The sequence below is a fragment of the Rhizobium sp. BK176 genome, assembly GCF_024808055.1.
The window spans coordinates 67,931-90,978 of the sequence record NZ_JANUBV010000003.1 but is presented as its reverse complement, the minus strand read 5'-3'; the positions used below and the strand labels follow the sequence as shown (position 1 = coordinate 90,978).

Below are 23,048 nucleotides of genomic sequence, written 5' to 3'. Positions count from 1 at the left end.
ACATATCTACGACGAAGCAAAATCTTTCGAAAATTTGCGTTGCGGTGGCCAAAAACGCATGAAAGCTGCCTCAGAAAGCGCTCATTTAGAGATTCTTTCGTCAAATCTTCTGCTACTTTGCGCCAAATCGAGGAGATGAGGGAGTATCTGCGATGGCTGGTCGAAACAATCCGAAACGAGAAAAACAGCTTGAAAGCGCGACCAAAATCGCGGCTGCAACCGGGGAAACCTATCTCGATCCTGATATCCTCTTTGGGCGTGCCAGCGGCGATGACCTGGAGCAATACACACCGGAGATGTTGGCGCTTTCCGCCGTTCATTCGGCCAAGGAACTGGCTGCCTGGGGCAGCAACTCGGCACGTATCACCATCGATACGATTGCCGACGTGGAGCCGGGCGGTGTTGCGGTATCCATTCTCTCGGTGACCGACCGCAACATGCCGTTCCTGTATGAATCGGTGATGGGCGAGGTTACCAGCAGCTATCGCGACCTTTACATGGCCGTGCATCCGATCCTGGTGATGGAGCCCGGCAAGGCTCCCGAACTTTACTCCGCTGATCTCCCGAGCGAGCCGGCCAATCGCGTCAGTCACATCCAGCTACATCTTGCGCCCCTGACAGCGGCCCAGGCCGCTGAGCTTGTCAAGCGAGTGAAAACGGTGGTCGAGCAAGTGCGGGTAACGGTATCCGACTGGAGACCCATGCTGGATAAGCTTGGAACGGTGATCGATGAGCTTTCCGCCTACAATGCCAGCCGGCGGAAGACTGAACGGGACGAAGCGCTTGCCTTCCTGACCTGGCTCCGCGACGCAAATTTCACCTTCCTCGGCATGCGGGAGTATGTCTACTCCGGCAAGGGCGCGAGCGCGAAGGTCGAACGCGACAAGGGCACGGGTCTTGGCATCCTGTCGAACCCCGACGTTCTCGTTCTGCGCACCGGCAAGGATGCGGTGACGACGACCCCGGAAATCCTGGCATTCCTGGATGGCCCGGACTTCCTGATCGTGACCAAGGCCAATGTGAAGTCGATCGTCCATCGCCGCGCCTACATGGACTATGTGGGGGTCAAGCGCTTCGACGCCGACGGCAATGTGACGGGCGAACTGCGTATTGTCGGTCTGTTCACCTCGACTGCCTACACGTCGCTTGCAAGCGATATCCCGCTGCTCCGCTCCAAGATCGAGCGAGTGAAGGAACATTTCGGCTTCGACCCAATGAGCCACTCGGGCCGTATGCTCGATAACACGCTGGAATCTTATCCGCGCGACGACCTCTTCCAGATCGACACACCGCTTCTGGCCGGCTTCGCCGAGCAGATCAACGATCTTGCCGATCGGCCGCGTGTCCGAGTCCTGCCGCGCATAGACCATTTCGACCGATTTGTATCGGTGATCGTTTACGTCCCACGCGAAGAGTATGACTCGATCGTGCGTGAGAAGATCGGGACCTATCTGAAGACCGTCTACGATGGCCGTGTCTCGGCCTACTATCCGGCTTTCCCGGAGGGTGGTGTCGCACGCGTCCACTTCATCATCGGCCGGTCCGGAGGCAAGACCCCTCGCGTACCGCAGGCAAAGCTGGAAGAAGCCATTCGCGCCATCACCGCGCGGTGGGATGATCGGTTCGAAGCCCTAGCCGGGCCGAAGGCCCCTCAGTTGCACGTAAGCCACGCCTTCCAGGATCTCTTCCCGCCGGAAGAAACCTTTTACGATCTCGAGGATATCGCCGCCTGCGCGGCCGGGGAGCCGATCCGCATCGCGTTCTACACGCGGGAAAAAGACGGCGTTGAGCTGCTTTGCCTGAAGATCTTCCATTCCGGCGGCCAACTTGCCCTGTCCCGCCGCGTACCGCTGCTTGAAAACCTCGGCTTCAACGTCATTAGTGAGGGAACATTCGACATCGACGTAACCCTCCACGGCGGCGCGGAAACGCTGGTTGTGTTGCATGATATGGAACTGGAGCCGCGGGGGGGCATACAAATCGACCTTCACCGTCATGGCGAAATGCTGGAAGAAGCATTCCTAGCTGCATTCAGCGGCGTCATCGACAACGACAACTTCAACCGGCTCATCGTTTCGGCCGGATTGACTGCACGCGAAACCAGCGTACTTCGCGCCTATGCGCGCTACCTGCGTCAGGCGGGCATTCCCTACTCGCTGGATTACATCGCTACGACGCTGGACAAGTATCCGGTCATCGCGGCAATGATATTCCGGCTGTTCTACGACGCGCTCGATCCCAAGATCTCCGAGAAGGTACGGATCAAGAAGGCGGCCGAGCATCATCAGAGGATCGAGGCGGCTCTCTCCGATGTGCCGAGCCTCGATGATGATCGCATCCTTCGCCGTTACGTCAACGTAGTGGACGCCACCTTGAGGACAAATTACTTCCAACGCAATGCGGACGGCTCGCCGAAGGCGATGCTGGCCTTCAAGCTGGATCCGCATCTGGTCGACGGACTCCCTGAACCGCGACCATTCCGCGAGATGTTCGTCTACGGCGTCGAAGTCGAAGGTGTCCATCTGCGCTTCGGCAAGGTGGCGCGTGGCGGCTTGCGTTGGTCGGACCGTGCCGAAGATTACCGGACCGAAGTACTCGGCCTGGTGAAGGCACAGCAGGTCAAGAACGCCGTCATTGTACCGGTCGGCGCCAAAGGCGGCTTCTACCCGAAGAAACTGCCGGCTGGCGGCAGCCGCGACGAAGTCTTCAATGCCGGCCGCGAGGCTTACAAGACCTATATCCGCACGTTGCTGTCCATTACTGACAACATCAGTGGCCCCGATATCGTGCCGCCAATGGATACGGTGAGGCTCGACGGCGACGACCCCTACTTCGTCGTGGCAGCCGACAAGGGAACTGCGACTTTCTCGGACACCGCCAACGCGCTTGCTCAGGAAGCGGGCTTCTGGCTCGATGATGCCTTCGCCTCGGGCGGATCGGCTGGCTATGACCACAAGAAGATGGGGATCACCGCTCGCGGCGCCTGGGAAACGGTAAAGCGCCACTTCCGCGAAATGGACATCGACATCCAGACCGCGCCGTTCACGGTCGCCGGCGTCGGCGACATGTCGGGCGACGTCTTCGGCAACGGCATGCTGTTGTCGCCCAAAATCCGGCTGATTGCGGCCTTCGACCATCGCGACATCGTCATCGATCCCGATCCAGATATGGCGAAGACGCTTGCCGAAAGGCAGCGACTCTTCAACCTGGCACGGTCGAGCTGGCAGGATTTCGACAAGAGCGTCCTTTCGAAAGGTGCGATGATTATTTCGCGCTCGGCAAAGTCCGTCACTCTGACGCCGGAAGCGGTGGCTGCGATTGGCATCGACAAGGCCGTAGCAACGCCGTTCGAGATCATGACGGCCATCTTGAAGAGCCCGGTCGACCTGCTTTGGTTCGGTGGCATCGGCACCTACGTTAAGGCGCCGTCGGAAACCGATGCTGAAGTCGGCGATCGTGCCAACGACCCAATTCGCGTTGTTGCCGAAGACGTGCGCGCCAAGGTGATCGGCGAAGGCGCAAACCTTGGTGTCACACAGAAAGGTCGTATCGCCTATGGAATGCGAGGCGGGCGCTGCAATTCCGACGCAATCGACAATTCGGCCGGCGTCAACACGTCCGACGTCGAGGTCAATATCAAGATTGCTCTCGCAGCAGCAATGCACGACGGTCGCCTGACTCGGTCAAAGCGCGATCAGCTTCTTTCTTCCATGACGGACGAGGTCGGCAGGCTCGTGCTGCGGAACAACTATTTGCAGTCTCTCGCGATATCGCTGACCGAGCGCAAGGGCACTGCCAACGGGCTGGAACTTGCTCGGCTCATGACAGTGCTCGAAGGCGCAAAGCAGCTGAACCGGAAGGTGGAGACCCTTCCCGACGACACGGTCCTCGCGGAACGCTATACCGCTGGCAAGCCGCTCACCCGACCCGAAATCGGCGTTCTGCTGTCCTATGCGAAGATCGTGCTGTTCGACGCATTGGCTGCCAGCGATCTGCCGGACGATCCCTATTTCGCGGCAACACTTTCGAACTACTTCCCCGCAAAGATGCGCAAGACGAACGCGTCGGATATCGATACCCACCGTCTACGGCGCGAGATCATTGCGACAGTGTTGGCAAACGAGGCCATCAACCGCGGCGGCCCAAGCTTTGCCATCAGCATGACGGATGCGACGGCGGCATCCGCGCCTGAGGTTGTTCGGGCCGCGATAATCGCCCGCGATGGGTTTGACCTCAGCCGACTCTGGGCGGAGACAGACGCATTGGATGGCAAGATTTCCGGCCAGATGCAGAACCGCATCTACGAGGAAATCAGTCATACGTTCACGGTGCTGACCCGCCTGCTCCTGAAGACTCAGATGACCAAGGGCGATATATCCGCAACTGTCGAGGGACTTCAGACTGCCCTCAAGAAGCTCAAGCCGATTTTCGCCAACCAGACGGTGCCGGAGCTCGAAGCGCGGCAGCAGGAGTATCGTGACGCCGGTGTGCCGGATAAGTTGGCCGCCGAGATCTCGGGGCTGCTCGGCTTTGCCCTCGTACCTGAGATCATGCAAATCGCTGCCCGCACGGGCGAACCGCTGGCGCGTGCCGCGGAAAGCTATTTTGCTGTCTCCCAGACCTTCCGGATCGGGCGCTTGCTTGCCGCCGGCTCACGGATCATCACGGCTGACCACTATGAAAACCTGGCGCTGGCCCGCAGCATCGACCAGATCGCAAGCGCGCGACGCGATATCGTCATTTCGGCACTTGCCAACCACGGTAAGGACAAGCTTCCGGTCCAAGCTTGGCATGCAGGCGATCGCATCAGGATCAACCGGATAGCGGAGGAACTGTCGGGGTTGAGCGACAGCGGCGACCCGAACCTTGCCCGTATCACCGTGGCGGCTGGTCTGTTGACCGATCTTGCGCGCGACGGGGCTAGGTGAGACAGTTCCGCTCGGAATCAGGAGCGGACTGTGAATCGCATCGACTGGACGGGAACGCAGCCGGCTAGGGCATCGGAGAAGGGCATCTGGGGCTGGATGCTCTTTGACTGGGCAGCCCAGCCATTCTTCACTGTTGTAACGACCTTCATCTTCGGTCCCTACTTCGTGTCGCGCCTGACTGCCGATCCGGTCTCCGCCCAGGCAATGTGGAGCAACATGGCGACGATCTCTTCGGTGATCATCGCCATTTTGTCGCCAATCCTCGGCTCCATCGCCGATCAGTCCGGCGCCCGAAAGCCCTGGATCGCGTTTTTCGCGGTGATCAAGATTGCGAGCCTCTTCGGCCTTTGGTTTGCAGCGCCCGGCTCACCGTTGATCTACCCAATAATCTTCATGATCCTGGCCTCGATCGCGGCCGAGTTCTCGATCGTCTTCAATGATTCCATGATGCCTCGGCTCGTCAGCAAAGACGAGGTCGGCAAACTATCCAATACGGCCTGGGGCCTCGGCTATCTCGGCGGGATGATTGTTCTTATCGCCGTCGTGGTCCTGCTCGCCGGCAATCTCGAATCCGGCAAAACAATTCTTGGTCTCGATCCGTTGTTCGGTCTCGATCCGCACCAGGGCGAAGATGCCCGTATCACTGGGCCGATCTCGGCTGTCTGGTATCTGATCTTCATTCTGCCGATGTTCTTTTTCACACCTGACATCAGCAAGGGCCTTCCGTTTGGCGCTGCGGTGCGAGCCGGCTTTACCGAGTTGAAGAGTACACTTGCCGAACTCAAGCATCGCCGTGGCATTGTTCGCTTCCTCATCGCCCGGATGATCTATCAGGATGGCGTCAACGGGCTGCTGATCCTCGGCGGCGCTTTTGCTGCCGGAATGTTCGGCTGGGCGACGATTGAGATCGGGATCTACGGAATCATACTCAACGTCGTTGCGATCTTCGGCTGCATCATTGCCGGTCGCGTTGATCGGCGTATAGGCTCTAAGTCGACGATCGTTATCAGCCTGACAATGTTGCTGATCGCCACTATCGGGATAGTGTCGACCGGGCCTGGATACACTCTCTTTGGTTTGCTGAAGCTGCCAACCGCCGATTCCGGCGGCCTCTTCGGTACGGCAGCGGAGAAGGCATACATTGCCTACGGTCTGCTGATCGGTCTTGCCTTCGGCCCGGTGCAGGCGTCCTCGCGGTCCTATCTCGCGCGCAGCGTAAGCCTGAGCGAGGCCGGTCGCTATTTTGGCATCTACGCGCTGTCAGGGCGCGCTACGAGCTTTCTGGCGACGCTGTTCTTTTCCGCCGTAACCTATGCGACCGGTTCGTCGCGCTTGGGAATGGCAACACTGGTAATCTTCCTCGCTGCAGGACTGGTCCTGCTTTTCCGTACGCCCTATCCAGCGGACAGGGCGTAACGGCAGCCCACGGGTTTAGTGGCGGAAGTGCCGCATGCCGGTGAAGACCATCGCGACGTTGTGCTCATTTGCAGCATCGATCACTTCCTGGTCGCGCATGGATCCACCGGGCTGGATCACTGCCGTTGCACCAGCGGCGATCATGGACAGCAAGCCGTCGGCGAAGGGCAGGAAGGCCTCAGACGCCACTGCCGAACCGCGTGTCAGCGGCTCTGCAAGCCCGAGAGCCCTGGCTGCCTCCTCGGCCTTCAGGCCAGCGATACGGGCAGAATCGACGCGGCTCATCTGCCCTGCGCCAATGCCGGCCGTCTGTCCATCCTTGGCATAAACCACGGCGTTCGATTTGACATGCTTGGCTACCTTGAAGGCAAATTTCATGTCTTCGAGTTCCTGCGGGGTCGGCGCACGCTTGGTAACCACCTTGAGCTCCAGATCCTCGGCCATGCCGTTGTCTCGGCTCTGCACAAGCAGGCCGCCGGAGACGGTTTTCGCCGTCAGGCCGGCTGAGCGCGGATCCGGAAGGCCACCTGCAGTCAGGAGACGAAGATTTGCCTTGCGTGCAACGATGGCTTTCGCTTCCTCGGTGACGTCGGGTGCGATGATAACTTCGGTGAAGAGCTTGATAATCTCTTCCGCCGTTTCCGCATCGAGCGTCTGGTTGAGCGCGATGATACCGCCAAAAGCCGAAACGGAATCGCAGGCAAGCGCGCGCTTGTAGGCTTCCAGCAGGTTGGTGCCGGTCGCCACGCCACAGGGGTTTGCGTGCTTGATGATCGCGCAGGCTGCTGCCTTTTCGGGCAGGAACTCGGCGACGAGTTCATAAGCCGCATCGGTGTCGTTGATGTTGTTGTAGGAAAGCTGTTTGCCCTGCAGCAGCGACGCGGTGGCAACACCGGGGCGACGCTCGCCCGTCACATAGAATGCCGCCTTCTGATGCGGATTTTCGCCATAACGCATTTCTTCCTTGAGCACGCCGCCAATGACGCGATGACGCGGTGTGTCGATCGAAAGAGCTTCGGAAAACCAGTTGGAAATCATGGCATCATAAGCTGCCGTGCGCGCGAACGCCTTGGCGGCCATCCGCTGGCGTAACGGATAGCTGGTCTGACCGGCGTCCGAAGCCAGTTGCTCGAGCAACTCAGGATAGTCCGCCGGATCGGTCAGGATCGTCACGTAGGCATGGTTCTTGGCCGATGCGCGGATCATCGCGGGGCCGCCAATATCGATATTCTCGACAGTCGTCGCATAGTCGCCGCCGGCAGCGCGAACATCCTCGAACGGATAGAGGTTGACGACCACCAGGTCGATACCCTCGATGCCATGCGCCTTCATTGCCGCCTGATGTTCAGCATCGTCCCGAATGGCGAGCAGCCCACCATGCACTTTCGGGTGCAGGGTCTTCACGCGACCATCCATGATCTCTGGAAAACCCGTGACCTCGGAAACATCGGTCACCGTAAGACCGGCCGCCGCAATTGTCTTGTGAGTGCCGCCGGTCGACAGGAGGCGAACGCCCTTGTCGGCGAGCGCACGCGCGAGTTCGACGATACCGGTCTTGTCCGATACCGAAAGCAACGCGGTCTTGACTGCGACCTTGTCGGGTGCGGGGATTTTCTTGGAAACAACGGCCATGAGGCTTCTCCGTTTGGTCTTCGGGAGATATCCGGCGAGGGATAAGCGGATGATGGCGCCGCGTTAGCACAGCTTTGCCGCCGCGGAAACACTCGCTAGCCCTTGCGCGATAAAAACCAGCGTATTTCCGGCCGCTCGGGATAGGAGAAGGCGATCTCGATCTGGTCGGAACCGCAAATGCCCGAAGCATCCGCAAAGAAAACGTCCTCGCCGATGACGATCTCGTTGCCGGGCGACGAGAACAGCCATGTTTCTCCATCGGGCGCCGTCATCATCACCGACTCTTTGTCGAACTGCTTCAGATTGATGGATGGGTGAGCATGGAAGCGCGCCACCGCACGCACGGCCTCATCGACCTTGCCTTCCGGCGCAACCAACCGATCACAGCCCGTAACGATCAATCCCGTGGCGTTCAGGGTCAGCTCTCGCTCATGCAGAACACCGAAGGCGTTGAGGTAGCCGTCATGGCTTGCCTTGATCACGTCGCGGCCGTCATCGGCGAGCACGCGATCCACATTCAGGCTTTTCACGCCGTCAGTGATAACGTTTGCGACGAAGTCGGAGGACGCAAAACGGCTGGAAGAAGTGTCGTTGACGGTCACCGTGCTATGCGCAGCCGTCGTTCGAGCGATCTGCACGTAGCGCTTGCCGGCAAACTTCGGCGATCCGGAATTGACGATAAAGCGGTGACGTCCGGACGACATCTCAAACGACAGGCAACCCGCATGCGCCGTGCGCGACAGACTGCCGGCCGGCGGCAATCCTGTATCAGCAATGACCACCGTTCTACCTGAGGCTAACCGTTGATAACGTGAATGGGGCATCGCCTTGAAGGGATCACCCGCAGTCTCGTCGTACCGAAGCAACGACATCAATTCCGTCGCGAGCGTCGACGTTGCGCCGTTAAAAAGCGCAAGGTCGCCATCCTGGTGCCGGAAAAACCGCAGCGCTGGGTACATGCGATCGATGCCGGAAATCAGCTTCTGCGGCAAATCATGCCCGAGATTGACATAGGTTTGCCGGAGCGGAAGAAGATCCAAGAGCAATTCCAGGCCGACGCGCGGATTGCGCGAGACATGCCCGCCATCCGGTAGAATCTGGCTGTCGAACTCCTGGTCCAGTGCATCAGCAGCGCGCCGAAGGGCACCTGCGCGCGTCGGCATGGCAATAGAGGCCATTGCAAGGGCAATGCGCAATCGAAAGCGAACCTCGCCGGGTGGCGCGTACTTTGCCATGCGGCGCAGAAATCGCACTTGGAAGGCTAGCGAGCGCAGGAAGCGGCGATAGAAGCCGCGATCGGCGTTATGGAGAACGACAGGCGAATGCGAGAGCCAGGAAATAACACGCTGCGCGGTAACATCGATCTCCCAGGCGATACCTTCGATGCGGCCGCCATGCAGCGACAGCCAATTGTTGACGATGGACCGGGCAACGCTCGAATGCAGGTCGCTCTTCTTGGTCCGCATGTGGCGGAGCCAGCCAAAACTATGAAGCCGCAGGGCGAATGATCGGGATGGGAGACTGAAATTGAAGGGCGACTTGCCACCGGTTTCGAGGAGCCGACCGGCGAGCGGGAAGCGACCGTTCAAAATCTCGTCGGCCACATGCGGATCGACCGCGCGCAGGTCGGTGGGAGCGACGATCAACCGCTCCGGGGCGTGAACGGTATGGCGGAAGAGACGCAGCCGCAGGATTGCTCCGCGGCACAGCGTGCGCCGCCAAGCCTCTCCCACGTAAAGAGTCGAGAACCCGGACCACATGTTTATTGTCTATTGACCCGCGTCGTTAAGAATAAGTGAATAAGCCCGGAATCAGTGACACTTACGTATCAAATTATGACAGGTGCTCAACTATGCCAGTTGCCTTTCAATCAGGCAACACGGCGCATCATGACGGCGTAGAAACCGTCAAGTCCGCTGGCAAAACCGGAGGGAGCTTCGAGCATGTCGGGTGTGGTGCGGAATTCTCCGAGGGCATTGATGGCAGATTCCAGGCCCGGCCACTGCTGGGCATCAATGGCGACACGCTCAAGCATCGGTGTGTCGGAAAGTACGCGCGCGATTACCTCTTCGCCCTCGGCCGGATCAAGCGAGCAATTGGAAAAGACGATCGTCCCGCCCGGCTTCAACAAGGTTATCGCGTGTCGCAGCAGGCGTTCCTGAAGACTTGCAAGTTTCGCTATGTCATCCGGTCCCTTGGCCCAGAGAACATCGGGATGGCGACGCGTCGTTCCCGTCGATGAGCAGGGCGCATCGAGCAGTATGGCGTCGAAAAGCTCCGTCGGCTCGTATTTGGTGAGGTCGCTGGCAACAGTCTCGGCATTCAATCCAAGCCGATCGAGATTCCCTCGCAGTCGCTTGATGCGGTTTTCGGACTGTTCGACCGCAGTAACGTTGCCTCCGGCAAGGATGAGCTGGGCTGTCTTACCGCCGGGAGCTGCGCATAAATCGGCAACGCGCTTGCCCGCCAAGTCGCCAAACAATTGGGCGGGAATGCTGGCTGCTGCGTCCTGAACCCACCACGCGCCTTCCGCAAATCCTTCCAGTGAGGGGACGCCACCCTCGAAGGCAGCCAGCCGAACACCACCGGTCGGCAGCACGAGGCCGCCCAGACGTTCCGCCCATCCCTGCGCGTCATCCTTGACCGTAAGATCGATAGCCGCCGGCTCCAGCTGCGAGTCAGAGATCGATCGCGCCCTTTCCTTGCCGTAGGCCTTCTCAAGCCGGTCGAGAAACCATTCCGGCATTACTGGAATGGAGTTGATCTCGGCAAAGATCTGGTCTTTCTCGCGTCCAAGACGGCGCAGAACGGCATTCACCAGCTTTGCAAAACGGCGATTCCGGGGGTCCTGATTTGATTGCTCGACGGCGAGGTCGACCGCAGCGTGATCCGGCACATCAAGGTAGAGAATTTGCGCGGCGGCAATCGCAAGAACGTGATGCAGGGCCCGCGCGCCTTCCGGAAGGGGTGACTCAAGCAAGCCGGCGATTGCGGCGTCGATCCGCGGCAAATGGCGCAGCGTCGCATTGAGAATGGCGCGAACGAGGGCTCGGTCACCCTCATTGAGAGCCTTATACGCCGGATTGCCATGTTCATTGTCCAAGGCACCGTCAAGCGAAAGCTTCCGGTCGACGACGGCCGCCAGGATCTTGGCCGCGGCAGCGCGAACCTGCAATCCGGGCTTTGCCGGAGCAGCGACAGAGCCCGAATTGGAAGACTTTGGTTTGCGAAATGGCTTTTTCTTGCCGTCAGAATTCAAGACCACGGACCTTTTGGCGGTTGTGAACCACCGCGATCAATACCGGTATTCGGAACCGAACGCGATTTGCGCATCGGATTATCAGCGCGAACCGGCGGCGTCGAGATATTCATGCCACCGCGCGCCATTTCCTGCAGCGCTGCGATCCGGTTTTCCGTGTTCGGGTGCGTGGAGAACAGATTATCCATCCCAGCACCGGTCAGCGGATTGATGATGAACATGTGGGCGGTTGCCGGATTGCGCTCGGCATCGTAGTTCGGCACCTGCGAGGCGCCACGTGCGATCTTGCCAAGTGCCGATGCAAGCCACAGCGGATTACCACAAATCTCTGCACCACGGCGATCGGCCGAGTATTCGCGCGTCCGGCTGATGGCCATCTGCACCATCATTGCAGCAAGCGGCGCGACGATCATCGCCAGCAACACCCCTACGAAACCGAGCGGATTGTTGTTGTTTTCTCGGTTGCCACTGAAGAAAAACGCAAAATTTCCCAGCATGGAAATCGCGCCGGCAAGCGTCGCCGTGATGGTCATCGTCAAGGTGTCGCGATTCTGCACGTGCGCCAGTTCGTGCGCCATCACGCCGGCGACTTCCTGGGGCGTCAACGCACTCAGTAGCCCAGTGGACGCGGCAACGGCAGCGTTTTCCGGATTACGACCTGTCGCGAAGGCGTTTGGTTGTGGGCTGTCGTAGAGGTAGACCTTCGGCATCGGCAAGCCAGCATTGCGCGCCAAATCCCTTATGATCGTGAAAAACTCCGGCGCATTGCGCTCGTCGATCTCCTGGGCGTGATAAGCCGACAGCACCATCCGGTCGGAATTCCAGTAGGAAAAGAAGTTCATTCCGGCGGCGATCACGAACGCGATCATCATGCCGCCACGCCCGCCAATTAGGAAGCCGACGGCCATGAACAATGCGGTCATGAAGGCGAGCAACATGGCTGTACGGACAAGATTCATCGCTATCTCCAAAGTGCCCCTGAGCGGACCGCATAAAACCAGAGGGTTTCAATTGCGGCGCTGGCGCTCTATGATTTGGTCATTCACCAGCCATTTTCAATGTTTTTCAGGCGGAATCGCATGATGCAGCCAGCAGACAACGACAACGACGAAACCCTGGCGACTGAGGCTGCCGAGGCTCCTCGGAAGTTGCTATCACCGGCTGCCAAGCGCGCGCTTGCCGAGGCCGAAGAGCGGCGCCGAAACGAGAAGCCGGTAGAAATGCCTGCAGAGATAGGTGGCCGCGGCGGCGCAGATCCCTCGCGCTTTGGAGATTGGGAAATCAATGGCAGGGCGATCGATTTCTAAGTAAATATTCCTATTGACTTTCACTCATGATCGGAATTTATTCCTTTTATGAGAAAGATTGCTCCCCTCGTTGCGCTTGCCCTTGTTGCGACCCCTGTAACGGCCGTTGCTCGCGACGAAATAGAAGGGCCTGTTTCGGCGGAAATCCTGAGGGTGATCGATGGCGACACGCTGCTGGTCGAAGCGCGTCCTTGGCCGCAGCAGACAATGGAAGTGTATGTCCGGATCCGCGGAATCGACGCGCCCGAAATGCACTCTAGCTGCGCTGAAACAAGACGCGCGGGGATCGACGCGCGCCATGCCCTCGAAACCCTGACATCGGGATCATCGGAAATCCAGCTGACGCAGATCGCGGGCGACAAGTATTTCGGCCGCATCCTGGCGAACGTCACCCTTTCAGATGGCAGGAATCCGGCTCAAGACATGCTGGAAGACGGGATCGTGCGGGCCTACAACGGCGGCCGAAAACCGCGAGAAACCTGCGGCGCAGAGAATTGAAGCCGCCCCGATCGCTCGGAGCGGCTTCCTTCTTTATGCGGTCGCCTTGTTCTGGCGGTTGGCGATGAGGTCATCGACTACTGCCGGATCGGCAAGCGTCGAGGTATCGCCGAGAGAGCCGAAGTCATCTTCGGCGATCTTGCGCAGGATACGGCGCATGATCTTGCCCGAACGCGTTTTTGGAAGACCCGGGGCAAACTGTATCTTGTCGGGTGCAGCGATCGGGCCGATTTCGCTGCGGACATGCTTGACCAGTTGCTGGCGCAAATCGTCCGAACCTTCGTTGCCGGCCATCAGCGTGACGTAGCAATAGATGCCCTGACCCTTGATCGGATGCGGGTAGCCCACGACAGCCGCCTCCGAGACAAGGTTGTGCGAAACGAGCGCGGATTCGACTTCGGCGGTACCGAGGCGGTGGCCTGAAACATTCAGCACGTCATCGACGCGACCGGTGATCCAGTAGTAGCCGTCCTCATCCCGTCGGCAGCCGTCGCCGGTGAAGTACTTGCCCTTGTAGGTCGAGAAGTATGTCTGGATGAAGCGCTCGTGATCGCCGTAGACGGTCCGCATCTGACCCGGCCAGCTATCGGTAATGCAGAGGTTTCCGTCGGCGGCACCCTCGAGTACATTGCCTTCATTATCGACCAGCTGCGGCTTCACGCCGAAGAACGGCATCGTCGCGGACCCCGGCTTCAGGTCGGTCGCGCCCGGAAGCGGCGTGATCATGTGACCGCCCGTTTCCGTCTGCCACCAGGTATCGATGACAGGGCAACGCTTGTCGCCAACGACATTGTAATACCATTCCCACGCTTCCGGATTGATCGGCTCGCCGACTGTTCCGAGCAGACGCAGGCTAGAGCGCGACGAGCGGGTGACGAAGTGATCGCCAGCCCCCATCAGCGACCGGATCGCCGTCGGCGCCGTGTAGAAGATGTTGACCTTGTGCTTGTCGATAACCTCCCAGAACCGACCCTGGTCCGGAAAGTTCGGCACCCCCTCGAACATCAGCGTCGTCGCGCAGTTCGCAAGCGGACCGTAGACGATGTAGGAATGACCGGTGACCCAGCCGACGTCGGCGGTGCACCAGTAGATATCGCCCGGATGGTAGTCGAAGACATACTCATGGGTCATTGCCGCGTAGACGAGATAGCCACCGGTCGTATGCAATACGCCCTTTGGCTTTCCCGTCGAGCCGGAAGTGTAAAGGATGAATAGCGGATCCTCCGCCCTCATCTTCACCGGCGGGCACTCCGGCTTAACCGTGGCGATTTCCTGATGGTACCAGAGGTCGCGGCCCGGCGCCCAGCCGGTCTTGCCGCCGGTACGGCGCACCACGAGCACCTTGTCGACGATGACATGTTGGCGGGCGGCAATGTGAATGGCCGTGTCGGTATTGTCCTTCAGCGGAACAGGTTTGCCGCCGCGGACGCCTTCGTCGCAGGTGACCACGAAGGTGGATTCGCAATCGACGATACGCCCGGCCAGTGCTTCCGGAGAGAAGCCACCGAACACCACCGAATGGACTGCGCCGATGCGTGCGCAGGCGAGCATCGCGTAGGCCGCCTCCGGGATCATCGGCATGTAGATCGTGACGCGATCTCCCTTCTTGACGCCGTGCTTCTTCATCACGTTCGCCATCCGGCAAACATGCTCGTAAAGCTCGTTGTAAGTGATCTTCTTGTCGACGTACGGGTTGTCGCCCTCGAAGATGATTGCCGTCTGATTACCGTTGGTCTTCAGGTGCCGATCGATGCAGTTGTAGGAAACGTTCGTCTGCCCGTCCTCGAACCACTTGATCGAGACCCTGCCAGTAAAGGACGTGTTCTTGACCTTCGTGTAAGGCTTGAACCAATCGATCCGCTTGCCATGCTTGCCCCAGAATTTGTCAGGGTTCTCGACGCTTTCCTCGTACCATTGTTCGTACTTGGCTCTATCGATAAGCGCATGGTTCTTCACCGGTTTTTGCACCGGGTAGATCTTTTCGGACATGGAACTCCTCCTCACTCGGACACCGGACGGAACGAAGCAGTCCGGCTTGGCTCTAGGCATTCATAGCAGGTCGCATTTGCCCGGCAATTAGACAAAGGTCATTTCATTCGTGATCAATTGCAATTCTGCGTCACTGCGGTTATATAGCGCCATATTTCCCGGACATAGTGGTGACAATCCACGGACCGCGACACCGGCGCGGACGACAGAAGGACTATATCCATGGCTCAACAATTGCTCATGCCGAAGGCGACTGCCATCTGGCTCGTCGACAACACAGCCCTGTCATTCGACCAGATCGCTCAGTTTTGCAGACTGCATCCGCTCGAAGTGAAGGCAATTGCCGATGGCGAAGCTGCGCAAGGCATCAAGGGTCTCGATCCCATAGCAACCGGTCAGCTTTCACGCGACGAAATCGCCCGCGCGGAAAAGAATCCGGCGCATAAGCTGAAGCTCTCCGAGCCCAAGGTTCGCGTTCCCGAATCCAAACGTCGCGGTCCGCGCTACACACCGGTTTCGAAGCGCCAGGATCGTCCGAACGCCATTCTCTGGCTGGTGCGCAACCATCCGGAACTGAAGGATGCGCAGATTTCACGGCTGGTCGGTACCACAAAATCGACAATCGAACAGATTCGCGAGCGCACACACTGGAACTCCGCAAATCTCGCGCCGATGGACCCGGTGACACTCGGTCTCTGCAGCCAAATCGATCTCGACATGGAAGTCGAGAAGGCAGCAAAGGGTCGTCCGCTGCCGACGGCGGCCGAGCTTGGCGCGACCCTGCAGTCGGCGCATGAAACTGAACGTCTGACGAGCCATGATCGCGAAGAGGAGAAGGAAATCGACGCCGATGCCGTCTTCGCAAAACTCAAGTCGCTGAAGTCCTCTCCGAAGGATGAGGACGAAGACGATCAGTACTGATTGTTTTGATGAATGATTTAGAAGGCCCTGCGTAGCGGGGCCTTTTTACTTTGTATCTACATCGGCAGCGAGCCGAAGCCGCGCTTGCGCAACGCTTCACCGATCTCCTCGAGAATTGCCGGGTCGTCGATCGTCGCCGGCATTTTCCACGGCACGCCATCGGCAATCTTCTGGATCGTGCCGCGCAGGATCTTGCCAGAGCGGGTCTTGGGAAGGCGGTCGACGGTTATCGCCGTTTTGAAAGCAGCCACCGGGCCGATCGTTTCCCGGATGAGCTGAACGACCTCCGATTCGATCGCCGATGTTTCCCGTGAAACATTCTTTTTGAGGACAAGGAAACCGCAGGGCACCTGCCCCTTCAACTGGTCGGCAATTCCGACCACCGCGCATTCGGCGACATCCGGATGCGTGGCACAAACTTCTTCCATGGCCCCCGTCGACAGACGGTGACCGGCACAATTGATGATGTCGTCCGTGCGAGACATGATGAAGAGGTAGCCATCCTCATCCACATACCCGGCATCCGCCGTTTTGTAATAGCCAGGAAATTCGGCCAGATAGGCTGAGTGAAAGCGCGCATCCGCATTCCACAAAGTGGGCAGACAACCTGGGGGCAGGGGGAGCTGGACAACCACATTGCCAAGTATCCCCGGCGCAACCGGGTGGCCGGCGTCATCGAGAACGTGGATGCTGTATCCGGGCATGGGTACCGATGGGGAGCCATGCTTTACCGGCAACACCTCAAGGCCGAGCGGATTCGCCACCATCGGCCATCCGGTTTCGGTCTGCCACCAATGATCGATCACAGGAACATCGAGCATACGCTCGGCCCACTTCAATGTCTCCGGATCGGCGCGCTCTCCCGCCAGAAACAGGGCCCTGAAATTCGGCATGGAATACGCCTTGAGGTGAACACCCTCGCTATCTTCGCGGCGAATGGCGCGGAAGGCGGTGGGGGCGGTGAAGAGAACGCGAACGTCATGCTCCGAAGCGATCCGCCAGAAGGCGCCGGCATCGGGTGTGCCCACCGGCTTTCCTTCAAAGATCACGCTGGTGGCGCCTGCCAGCAGCGGCGCATAGACGATGTAGGAATGCCCGACAACCCAACCGATATCGGAGGCAGCCCAGAAGACTTCACCCTGCCGGATGCCGAAGATGTTCCGCATCGACCAGTTAAGGGCGACCATGTGACCACCGTTGTCGCGCACAACGCCCTTAGGCTGGCCCGTCGTGCCCGATGTGTAGAGAATATAGAGTTCGTCCGTAGCGCCGAGGGAAACGCATTCCACCTTCACTCCACGGTTTCTCGCAACAGCAGCCTCGAAATCCTCATCACGACCATCGACCAAATCTGCCGCAAGCTGCGGTCTTTGCAGGACAAGACAATGCGCTGGTTTTGACTTGGCGATGGCAATCGCTTGATCCACCAAAGGCTTGTAGGGTACCACCCGCCCCGGCTCGAGCCCACAACTTGCGGTCACGATTAGTTTCGCTCCCGAATCGTCAATGCGCGCGGCAAGCTCGTTTGCGGCAAAGCCACCAAACACGACGGAATGAACAGCGCCGATGCGCGCGCATGCAAGCATGGAGAAGACTGCTTGCGGCACCATCGGCATGTAGATGATAACGCGGTCGCCCTTGCCAATCCCCCGTTCGCGCAGCGTCGCGGCGATGGCACTCACTTCGGCGAGAACTTCGCCGTAGGTAAAGATGGTCTTCGCACCGCTGATGGGGCTGTCGTAGATGAATGCGGTGTCGCCGCCGCGACCTGCCCGAACATGGCGATCCAAGCAATTATAGCAAGTATTGGTTTCGCCCCCGGGGAACCAACGGCCATATGGACCGCCCTCCCGTGAAAACGTCAGTTCCGGCTCTTTGAACCAGTCAATTTGCGCCGCCGCCTCCTGCCAGAAGGCCTCGGGATCGTCCTTCCATCTGGCATAGGTTCGCTGATAGCCACCCTGCATCTGCTCCTCCCCAGGATATGCAAGTTACCTTAGCAATCTAGGAGAGGCTGGGCAGGAGAGGAAGCCCGACGAAAGCAGCGTATCAGCGGGCGCCGAAAATCGCGGACCCCACGCGGACGCTGGTCGCCCCAAAGGCGATCGCCGTTTCATAGTCCCCGGACATTCCCATCGATAATTTCTCGACGCCGCAAGCCTTCGCGAGCTGCGCCAGCAAAGCGAAATGCGGGCCCGGATTTTCGTCAGCGGGCGGAATGCACATCAATCCCTCAATGGTGAGGCCGAGCTCGTCGCGGCAAAAACCGATAAACTGCATCGTCTCTTTGGGTGCGATTCCTGCTTTCTGCGGCTCAAGCCCGGTATTCACCTGAACGTAGAGGCGGGGGGTCTTCGCCTGGCGCTTCATCTCATCGGCAAGTACGCGGGCAATTTTCTCGCGATCAACAGTTTCGATGACATCAAACAGCGCCACTGCTTCCGCTGCCTTGTTCGACTGCAGGGGTCCGATGAGATGAAGTTCGATGCCGGGTATTTCAGCTTTCAGGTCAGGCCATTTTCCCTGACTTTCCTGGACCCGGTTCTCTCCGAATATTCGCTGCCCAGCCTCGAGCGCTGGGCGAATCGCGTCTGCGTCGAATGTCTTCGAGACGGCAACCAGCTGGACCGACCCATCCGGTCGTCTGCCTTGCAGCTCGGCTGCAGCAATACGCGAGCGTACATCGTTCAATCGCTCTTCTAGTTCCATCGTTCGCCTCGAGATGTCGCGTGAGAAGATGGCCATGCACTAAACGCCCGGGCTGTGCTTGCCAAGGCCCACATGCTTGAAATCGTGGCCGGAAGACCGAGATCCGGCGCCTACGGCGCCCACAAAACTTGACGCTACCGCGGTTTCATGGTGAAGGTCACCACCAACTTCCCCTGATTTTCTGGAAATACGAATACCATGGCTACCGAACGTTATAACCCGCGCGATGCCGAACCTCGCTGGCAGCAGAAATGGAACGAGGCGAAGGTCTTCGAGACCGACAACAGCGATCCGCGCGAGAAGTATTACGTCCTCGAGATGTTTCCGTATCCGTCCGGTCGCATCCACATGGGCCATGTGCGGAACTACGCGATGGGCGATGTCGTCGCCCGCTACAAGCGCGCTCGCGGCTACAATGTCCTGCATCCCATGGGCTGGGACGCTTTTGGCATGCCGGCTGAAAACGCGGCGATGGAGCGAGGCGTCCATCCCGCGTCCTGGACCTATCAGAATATTGCCTCCATGAAGTCCCAGTTGAAAGCGATGGGCCTGTCGTTGGACTGGAGCCGCGAATTCGCAACCTGCGACGTCGCCTACTACCAGCACCAACAGCATCTCTTCCTGGATTTCCTAGAGAAGGGGCTCGTGTATCGCAAGCAGTCGAAGGTCAATTGGGACCCGGTCGACAACACGGTTCTCGCCAACGAGCAAGTGATCGACGGCCGAGGCTGGCGTTCAGGTGCGCTGGTCGAGCAACGAGAATTGACGCAGTGGTTCTTCAAGATCACCGACTTCAGTCAGGATCTGCTTGACGCGCTGGACACGCTTGATCAGTGGCCTGAAAAGGTCCGGCTCATGCAGAAGAATTGGATCGGCCGATCCGAGGGCATGATGCTGCGCTGGGAGATCGTCCAGCCGACAGCTCCGACCGGAGAAACCGAGATCGAAGTCTATACGACTCGACCAGACACTTTGTTTGGCGCTTCGTTCCTGGCCATAGCGGCCGACCATCCGCTGGCGAAGGATGCCGCGGCGAAAAATCCGGCTATCGATGCTTTCTGCGAGGAATGCCGTCGTGCCGGCACCTCGCTCGCGGCACTGGAAACCGCGGAGAAGAAGGGCATCGATACCGGGATTCGGGTAAGGCATCCGTTTGATCCCTCATGGGAACTACCTGTCTTTGTCGCGAACTTCGTTCTTATGGACTATGGCACTGGAGCGATTTTTGGTTGCCCGTCCGGCGATCAGCGCGACCTCGATTTCGCACGCAAGTACGGTCTGCCCGTTGTTCCGGTTGTTATGCCGGTGGATAGCGATGCCGCGACGTTCAGTGTCGGTGACGTTGCCTATGACGGTGATGGCGTGATGATCAATTCGCGTTTCCTGGATGGCAAGAACACAACTGAAGCATTCGAGATCGTGGCCGACCGCCTGTCATCTATGACGCTCGGGAATGCTCCTCAAGGGGAGCGCAAGGTGAACTTCCGCCTGCGCGATTGGGGCATTTCACGCCAGCGCTATTGGGGCTGCCCGATACCGGTCATCCATTGCGATGACTGTGGCGTCGTTCCCGTTCCTAAGAAGGATCTGCCGGTAAAGTTGCCTGAGGACGTTACCTTCGATCAGCCCGGCAATCCGCTCGACCGTCATCCGACGTGGCGGCATGTCGGCTGCCCGCAGTGCGGCAAGGATGCGCGGCGTGAAACCGACACGATGGATACCTTTGTCGATTCGAGCTGGTATTTCACGCGCTTCACCGCCCCCTGGGAGGACAAGCCGACCGACGTCAGCGCTGCCAATCGATGGCTCCCGGTCGATCAATATATTGGCGGCATCGAGCACGCCATCCTGCATCTGCTCTACTCGCGTTTCTTCACCCGGGCGATGCGCGAGACGGGTCACGTCGACGCCAGGGAGCCGTTCAAGGGTCTCTTTACGCAGGGTATGGTCGTGCACGAAACATACAGCCGCGGCTCGGGAATGAGCCGCGAGTGGGTCGCGCCCGCCGACATTCGCATTGAAGAGCTCGACGGCAAACGCCGCGCCTATCACCTCTCCGGCGGGGAAGAAATCGCGATCGGGTCGATCGAGAAGATGTCGAAGTCGAAGAAGAATGTCGTTGATCCGGACGATATCATCGCGTCTTATGGCGCCGACACTGCACGCTTCTTCGTCCTCTCGGACTCGCCGCCGGAACGGGATGTCATCTGGTCGGAAGCGGGCGTCGAGGGCGCTCACCGATTTACCCAGCGGTTGTGGCGACTGATCGCCGAAGCCGCGGACGCTCTGAAGAATGTGGCTGCGACTCCGGCTAAGGATGGCGAAGGGCAAGCGATCTCGCAAATCGCTCACAAGACACTCAAGGCCGTTGAAAACGATTATGATCGTCTCTGGTTCAACAAGGCTGTCGCGCGGATCTACGAACTGGTCAATGCGCTTGCATCGCCTCTGACCAAAGTTGCTGCCGGCGAGGGCGATTTGGCCTATCGCGCCGCCGTACGTGACGCTGCGCAGATCCTTATCCAGCTGGTAGCGCCGATGATGCCCCACCTGGCCGAGGAATGCTGGGCAGCGCTCGGCAACGATGGTTTGCTGGCACACACCGATTGGCCGCATTACGATGCCGCCCTCGTCGTTGAAAACGATGTGGTTTTGCCAGTTCAAATCAACGGTAAGAAGCGCGCCGAATTGACAATTTCACGCGACGCAGATCAGAATGCCGTCACCGAGGCCGTACTAGCATTGGACGACGTTAAGAGGGCTCTGAGCGGTCAGACGCCCAAGAAGATCATTGTGGTTCCGCAAAGGATTGTGAACATTGTCGTTTGATATCGCTTTTAAGCTGGTACGTGGCACCGGTATTGCCGCAATCCTTGCGTCCACGGCCTTTCTCGCATCCTGCCAAGTTAGGCCCCTTTATTCCGAAAGCTCAGGCGTAGCCGGCAAGCTCTCGTCTGTTGGCTTCTCCGAAGCGACCAGCCGTGTCGGGCAGGAGGTTCGCAACCGGCTGATCTTTATCGCGGGGCGCGGGGCCGGCGAGCCTGAGAACCCCGACTACAAGGTGGAATTGAGCGTGCGGTCGAACATCATTAGCACATTGCTCGTCGCGTCGTCGGATGAGTCGCTGGCTGGCCGTGCAACGGTTAGCGTCGACTATACCCTGAAGTCGACGAAGGACGGCCATGTTATAAAGGCTGGCAACCGCTATGCGACCGCCCTGCTTGATTTTCCGGGTCAGGAGTTTGCGAAGCAGCGCGCCATTCGTGATGCCGAAAATCGTGCCGCGCGGCAGGCAGCCGAGTTCGTTGGTGCAGATATTGCGGCTGCGCTCGGCCGCTGAGGAGCCGGAGCGTGGTGGAAATCAAATCGCACGAATTTGAAGGCTTTCTTGAGCGATCCGCCCGCAACTACCGCCTGTTCGTCATCTACGGACCAGACCGCGGCCTCGTCTCTGAGCGTGCGACACTGCTCGCGGGCAAGACCAGAGTTTCGCTTGACGATCCCTTCTCCCTGATAAAGCTCGACATCTCCGATTTGCAGCGGGATCAAGGCCGTCTTCTGGACGAGGCAGGGGCGATCGGCCTCTTCGGCGGGGACAAACTTATCTGGATACGCGGAGCGGCGAACGAGAAATATCTGGTCGACTCTCTCCAGGCTTTGTCAATCAACATGCCCGAAGCCACGTACGTGATCGTCGAAGCTGGGGATCTGAAGAAAGGATCCCTACTGCGAAAGGCAACCGAAGCGGCGCGCAATTTGGTGGCAATCCCCTGTTACGCGGATGACACCCGTGCGCTAAACAGCCTGATAGACAGCGAACTCTCCAGCGCTGGAATCGGCATCACGCCGGCTGGACGGCAAGCTTTGCTGGAACTCATTGGGGGAGATCGTATTGCCTCGCGCAATGAACTGCGAAAGCTCGCACTCTATTGCCGCGGAAAACCGACGATCGAAGAACACCACGTTACAGAGATCATTGGCGACGCTAGCGCAATATCGGTAGATGATGCGGTCGATGCGGTGCTGAACGGCAATCCAGCAAGTTTTCTGCACGCGATGCAGAAGATCATATCCTCCAAGACCGCTGTGTTCCTTGTTGTTCAGGCCTGCCTAAAGCAATTTCAACTGCTTGACGCGATGAAGACGGAGATGGACGAGAAGCGATTGCCGGCTGCGCAGGTCATGCAGACGTTAGGCCGCCATCTTCACTTTCGACGAAAGCCAATCATCGAACAGGCACTCCGAACCTGGTCCGCTGAGGCCTTGGCGCGGGAGGCAAATCGCCTGCAGGCTGCAATTCTACAAACCCGCAAGCGCGCAGCCCTGGAAGACAGCATCGCTCTCCAAACGCTGCTCTCAACGACATTACAGTCGGCACGTCGATAACTG

General features: G+C 59.0%; 15 protein-coding genes. 8 read left to right on the top strand and 7 right to left on the bottom strand.

Annotated elements, in window-relative coordinates; genetic code table 11:
* The first annotated feature begins 152 nt into the window (after positions 1-152).
* Together FHT76_RS13185 and FHT76_RS13180 are read left to right on the top strand one after the other, a co-directional pair.
* Positions 153-4,928, top strand: coding sequence for an NAD-glutamate dehydrogenase (locus FHT76_RS13185; RefSeq protein WP_259126948.1), 4,776 nt, complete (start codon positions 153-155; stop codon positions 4,926-4,928).
* Positions 4,929-4,958: 30 nt separating this feature from the next.
* Positions 4,959-6,344 carry an MFS transporter gene (locus FHT76_RS13180; RefSeq protein WP_183864374.1) on the top strand — a complete coding sequence of 462 codons (1,386 nt, stop codon included), beginning with the start codon at positions 4,959-4,961 and terminating at the stop codon, positions 6,342-6,344.
* A gap of 15 nt (positions 6,345-6,359) precedes the next feature.
* Here FHT76_RS13180 and purH read toward each other — a convergent pair whose 3' ends face one another.
* The 4 genes from purH to htpX all read right to left on the bottom strand — a co-directional run bounded on the left by purH (position 6,360) and on the right by htpX (position 12,194).
* Positions 6,360-7,976, bottom strand: coding sequence for a bifunctional phosphoribosylaminoimidazolecarboxamide formyltransferase/IMP cyclohydrolase (gene purH / locus FHT76_RS13175; RefSeq protein WP_183864375.1), 1,617 nt, complete (start codon positions 7,974-7,976; stop codon positions 6,360-6,362).
* A 95-nt stretch (positions 7,977-8,071) separates the two neighbouring features.
* Positions 8,072-9,736: a heparinase II/III family protein gene (locus tag FHT76_RS13170; protein WP_183864376.1), complete on the bottom strand. Its 1,665-nt coding sequence runs from the start codon at positions 9,734-9,736 to the stop codon at positions 8,072-8,074.
* A gap of 110 nt (positions 9,737-9,846) precedes the next feature.
* A complete protein-coding gene (locus FHT76_RS13165) occupies positions 9,847-11,241 on the bottom strand; it encodes an RsmB/NOP family class I SAM-dependent RNA methyltransferase (protein WP_259126950.1) in 1,395 nt (464 codons plus the stop codon).
* Positions 11,232-12,194, bottom strand: a complete 963-nt coding sequence (htpX, locus tag FHT76_RS13160; RefSeq protein WP_183864378.1) for a zinc metalloprotease HtpX — start codon at positions 12,192-12,194, stop codon at positions 11,232-11,234. Before htpX ends, FHT76_RS13165 begins: the two co-directional genes overlap by 10 nt.
* 123 nt (positions 12,195-12,317) lie before the next feature.
* Here htpX and FHT76_RS13155 point away from each other — a divergent pair, with 123 nt between their 5' ends.
* Together FHT76_RS13155 and FHT76_RS13150 are read left to right on the top strand one after the other, a co-directional pair.
* Positions 12,318-12,542 (top strand): DUF1674 domain-containing protein, encoded by a 225-nt coding sequence (locus FHT76_RS13155; protein ID WP_183755320.1) that lies wholly within the window; start codon positions 12,318-12,320, stop codon positions 12,540-12,542.
* Positions 12,543-12,590: 48 nt separating this feature from the next.
* Positions 12,591-13,040, top strand: a complete 450-nt coding sequence (locus tag FHT76_RS13150; RefSeq protein WP_183864379.1) for a thermonuclease family protein — start codon at positions 12,591-12,593, stop codon at positions 13,038-13,040.
* Between the two features lie 33 nt (positions 13,041-13,073).
* On the opposite strand, the gene acs is transcribed toward FHT76_RS13150, so the two are convergent.
* Entirely contained in the window at positions 13,074-15,029 is a 1,956-nt protein-coding gene (acs, locus tag FHT76_RS13145) for an acetate--CoA ligase (RefSeq protein WP_183754920.1), read from the bottom strand.
* Between the two features lie 222 nt (positions 15,030-15,251).
* Between acs and FHT76_RS13140 the strand changes: the two genes are divergently transcribed.
* Positions 15,252-15,950, top strand: a complete 699-nt coding sequence (locus FHT76_RS13140; protein WP_016556837.1) for a DUF1013 domain-containing protein — start codon at positions 15,252-15,254, stop codon at positions 15,948-15,950.
* 56 nt (positions 15,951-16,006) lie between these two features.
* Here FHT76_RS13140 and FHT76_RS13135 read toward each other — a convergent pair whose 3' ends face one another.
* A complete protein-coding gene (locus FHT76_RS13135; protein WP_183864380.1) occupies positions 16,007-17,917 on the bottom strand; it encodes a propionyl-CoA synthetase in 1,911 nt (636 codons plus the stop codon).
* Between the two features lie 82 nt (positions 17,918-17,999).
* Positions 18,000-18,659: a YggS family pyridoxal phosphate-dependent enzyme gene (locus tag FHT76_RS13130; protein ID WP_183864381.1), complete on the bottom strand. Its 660-nt coding sequence runs from the start codon at positions 18,657-18,659 to the stop codon at positions 18,000-18,002.
* Between the two features lie 198 nt (positions 18,660-18,857).
* Here FHT76_RS13130 and leuS point away from each other — a divergent pair, with 198 nt between their 5' ends.
* From leuS to holA, 3 genes are read left to right on the top strand one after another with little or no spacing between them, the layout of a single operon-like run.
* Positions 18,858-21,488 (top strand): leucine--tRNA ligase, encoded by a 2,631-nt coding sequence (gene leuS, locus FHT76_RS13125; RefSeq protein ID WP_259185619.1) that lies wholly within the window; start codon positions 18,858-18,860, stop codon positions 21,486-21,488.
* Positions 21,478-21,999 carry an LPS assembly lipoprotein LptE gene (gene lptE / locus FHT76_RS13120; protein ID WP_183864383.1) on the top strand — a complete coding sequence of 174 codons (522 nt, stop codon included), beginning with the start codon at positions 21,478-21,480 and terminating at the stop codon, positions 21,997-21,999. The genes leuS and lptE overlap by 11 nt, the downstream gene beginning before the upstream one ends.
* Before the next feature lie 11 nt (positions 22,000-22,010).
* The gene (gene holA / locus FHT76_RS13115) at positions 22,011-23,045 is read left to right on the top strand and encodes a DNA polymerase III subunit delta (RefSeq protein ID WP_183864384.1); all 1,035 of its coding nucleotides are present in this window, start codon (positions 22,011-22,013) and stop codon (positions 23,043-23,045) included.
* Positions 23,046-23,048 lie beyond the last annotated feature (3 nt).

Coding starts and splice junctions, on each gene's coding strand:
- FHT76_RS13140 (WP_016556837.1), top strand. CDS start 15,252: ATGGCTCAACAATTGCTCATGCCGAAGGCGACTGCCATCTGGCTCGTC.
- FHT76_RS13155 (WP_183755320.1), top strand. CDS start 12,318: ATGCAGCCAGCAGACAACGACAACGACGAAACCCTGGCGACTGAGGCT.
- FHT76_RS13150 (WP_183864379.1), top strand. CDS start 12,591: ATGAGAAAGATTGCTCCCCTCGTTGCGCTTGCCCTTGTTGCGACCCCT.
- htpX (WP_183864378.1), bottom strand. CDS start 12,194: ATGAATCTTGTCCGTACAGCCATGTTGCTCGCCTTCATGACCGCATTG.
- FHT76_RS13135 (WP_183864380.1), bottom strand. CDS start 17,917: ATGCAGGGTGGCTATCAGCGAACCTATGCCAGATGGAAGGACGATCCC.
- acs (WP_183754920.1), bottom strand. CDS start 15,029: ATGTCCGAAAAGATCTACCCGGTGCAAAAACCGGTGAAGAACCATGCG.
- leuS (WP_259185619.1), top strand. CDS start 18,858: ATGGCTACCGAACGTTATAACCCGCGCGATGCCGAACCTCGCTGGCAG.
- purH (WP_183864375.1), bottom strand. CDS start 7,976: ATGGCCGTTGTTTCCAAGAAAATCCCCGCACCCGACAAGGTCGCAGTC.
- FHT76_RS13185 (WP_259126948.1), top strand. CDS start 153: ATGGCTGGTCGAAACAATCCGAAACGAGAAAAACAGCTTGAAAGCGCG.
- FHT76_RS13130 (WP_183864381.1), bottom strand. CDS start 18,659: ATGGAACTAGAAGAGCGATTGAACGATGTACGCTCGCGTATTGCTGCA.
- FHT76_RS13170 (WP_183864376.1), bottom strand. CDS start 9,736: ATGTGGTCCGGGTTCTCGACTCTTTACGTGGGAGAGGCTTGGCGGCGC.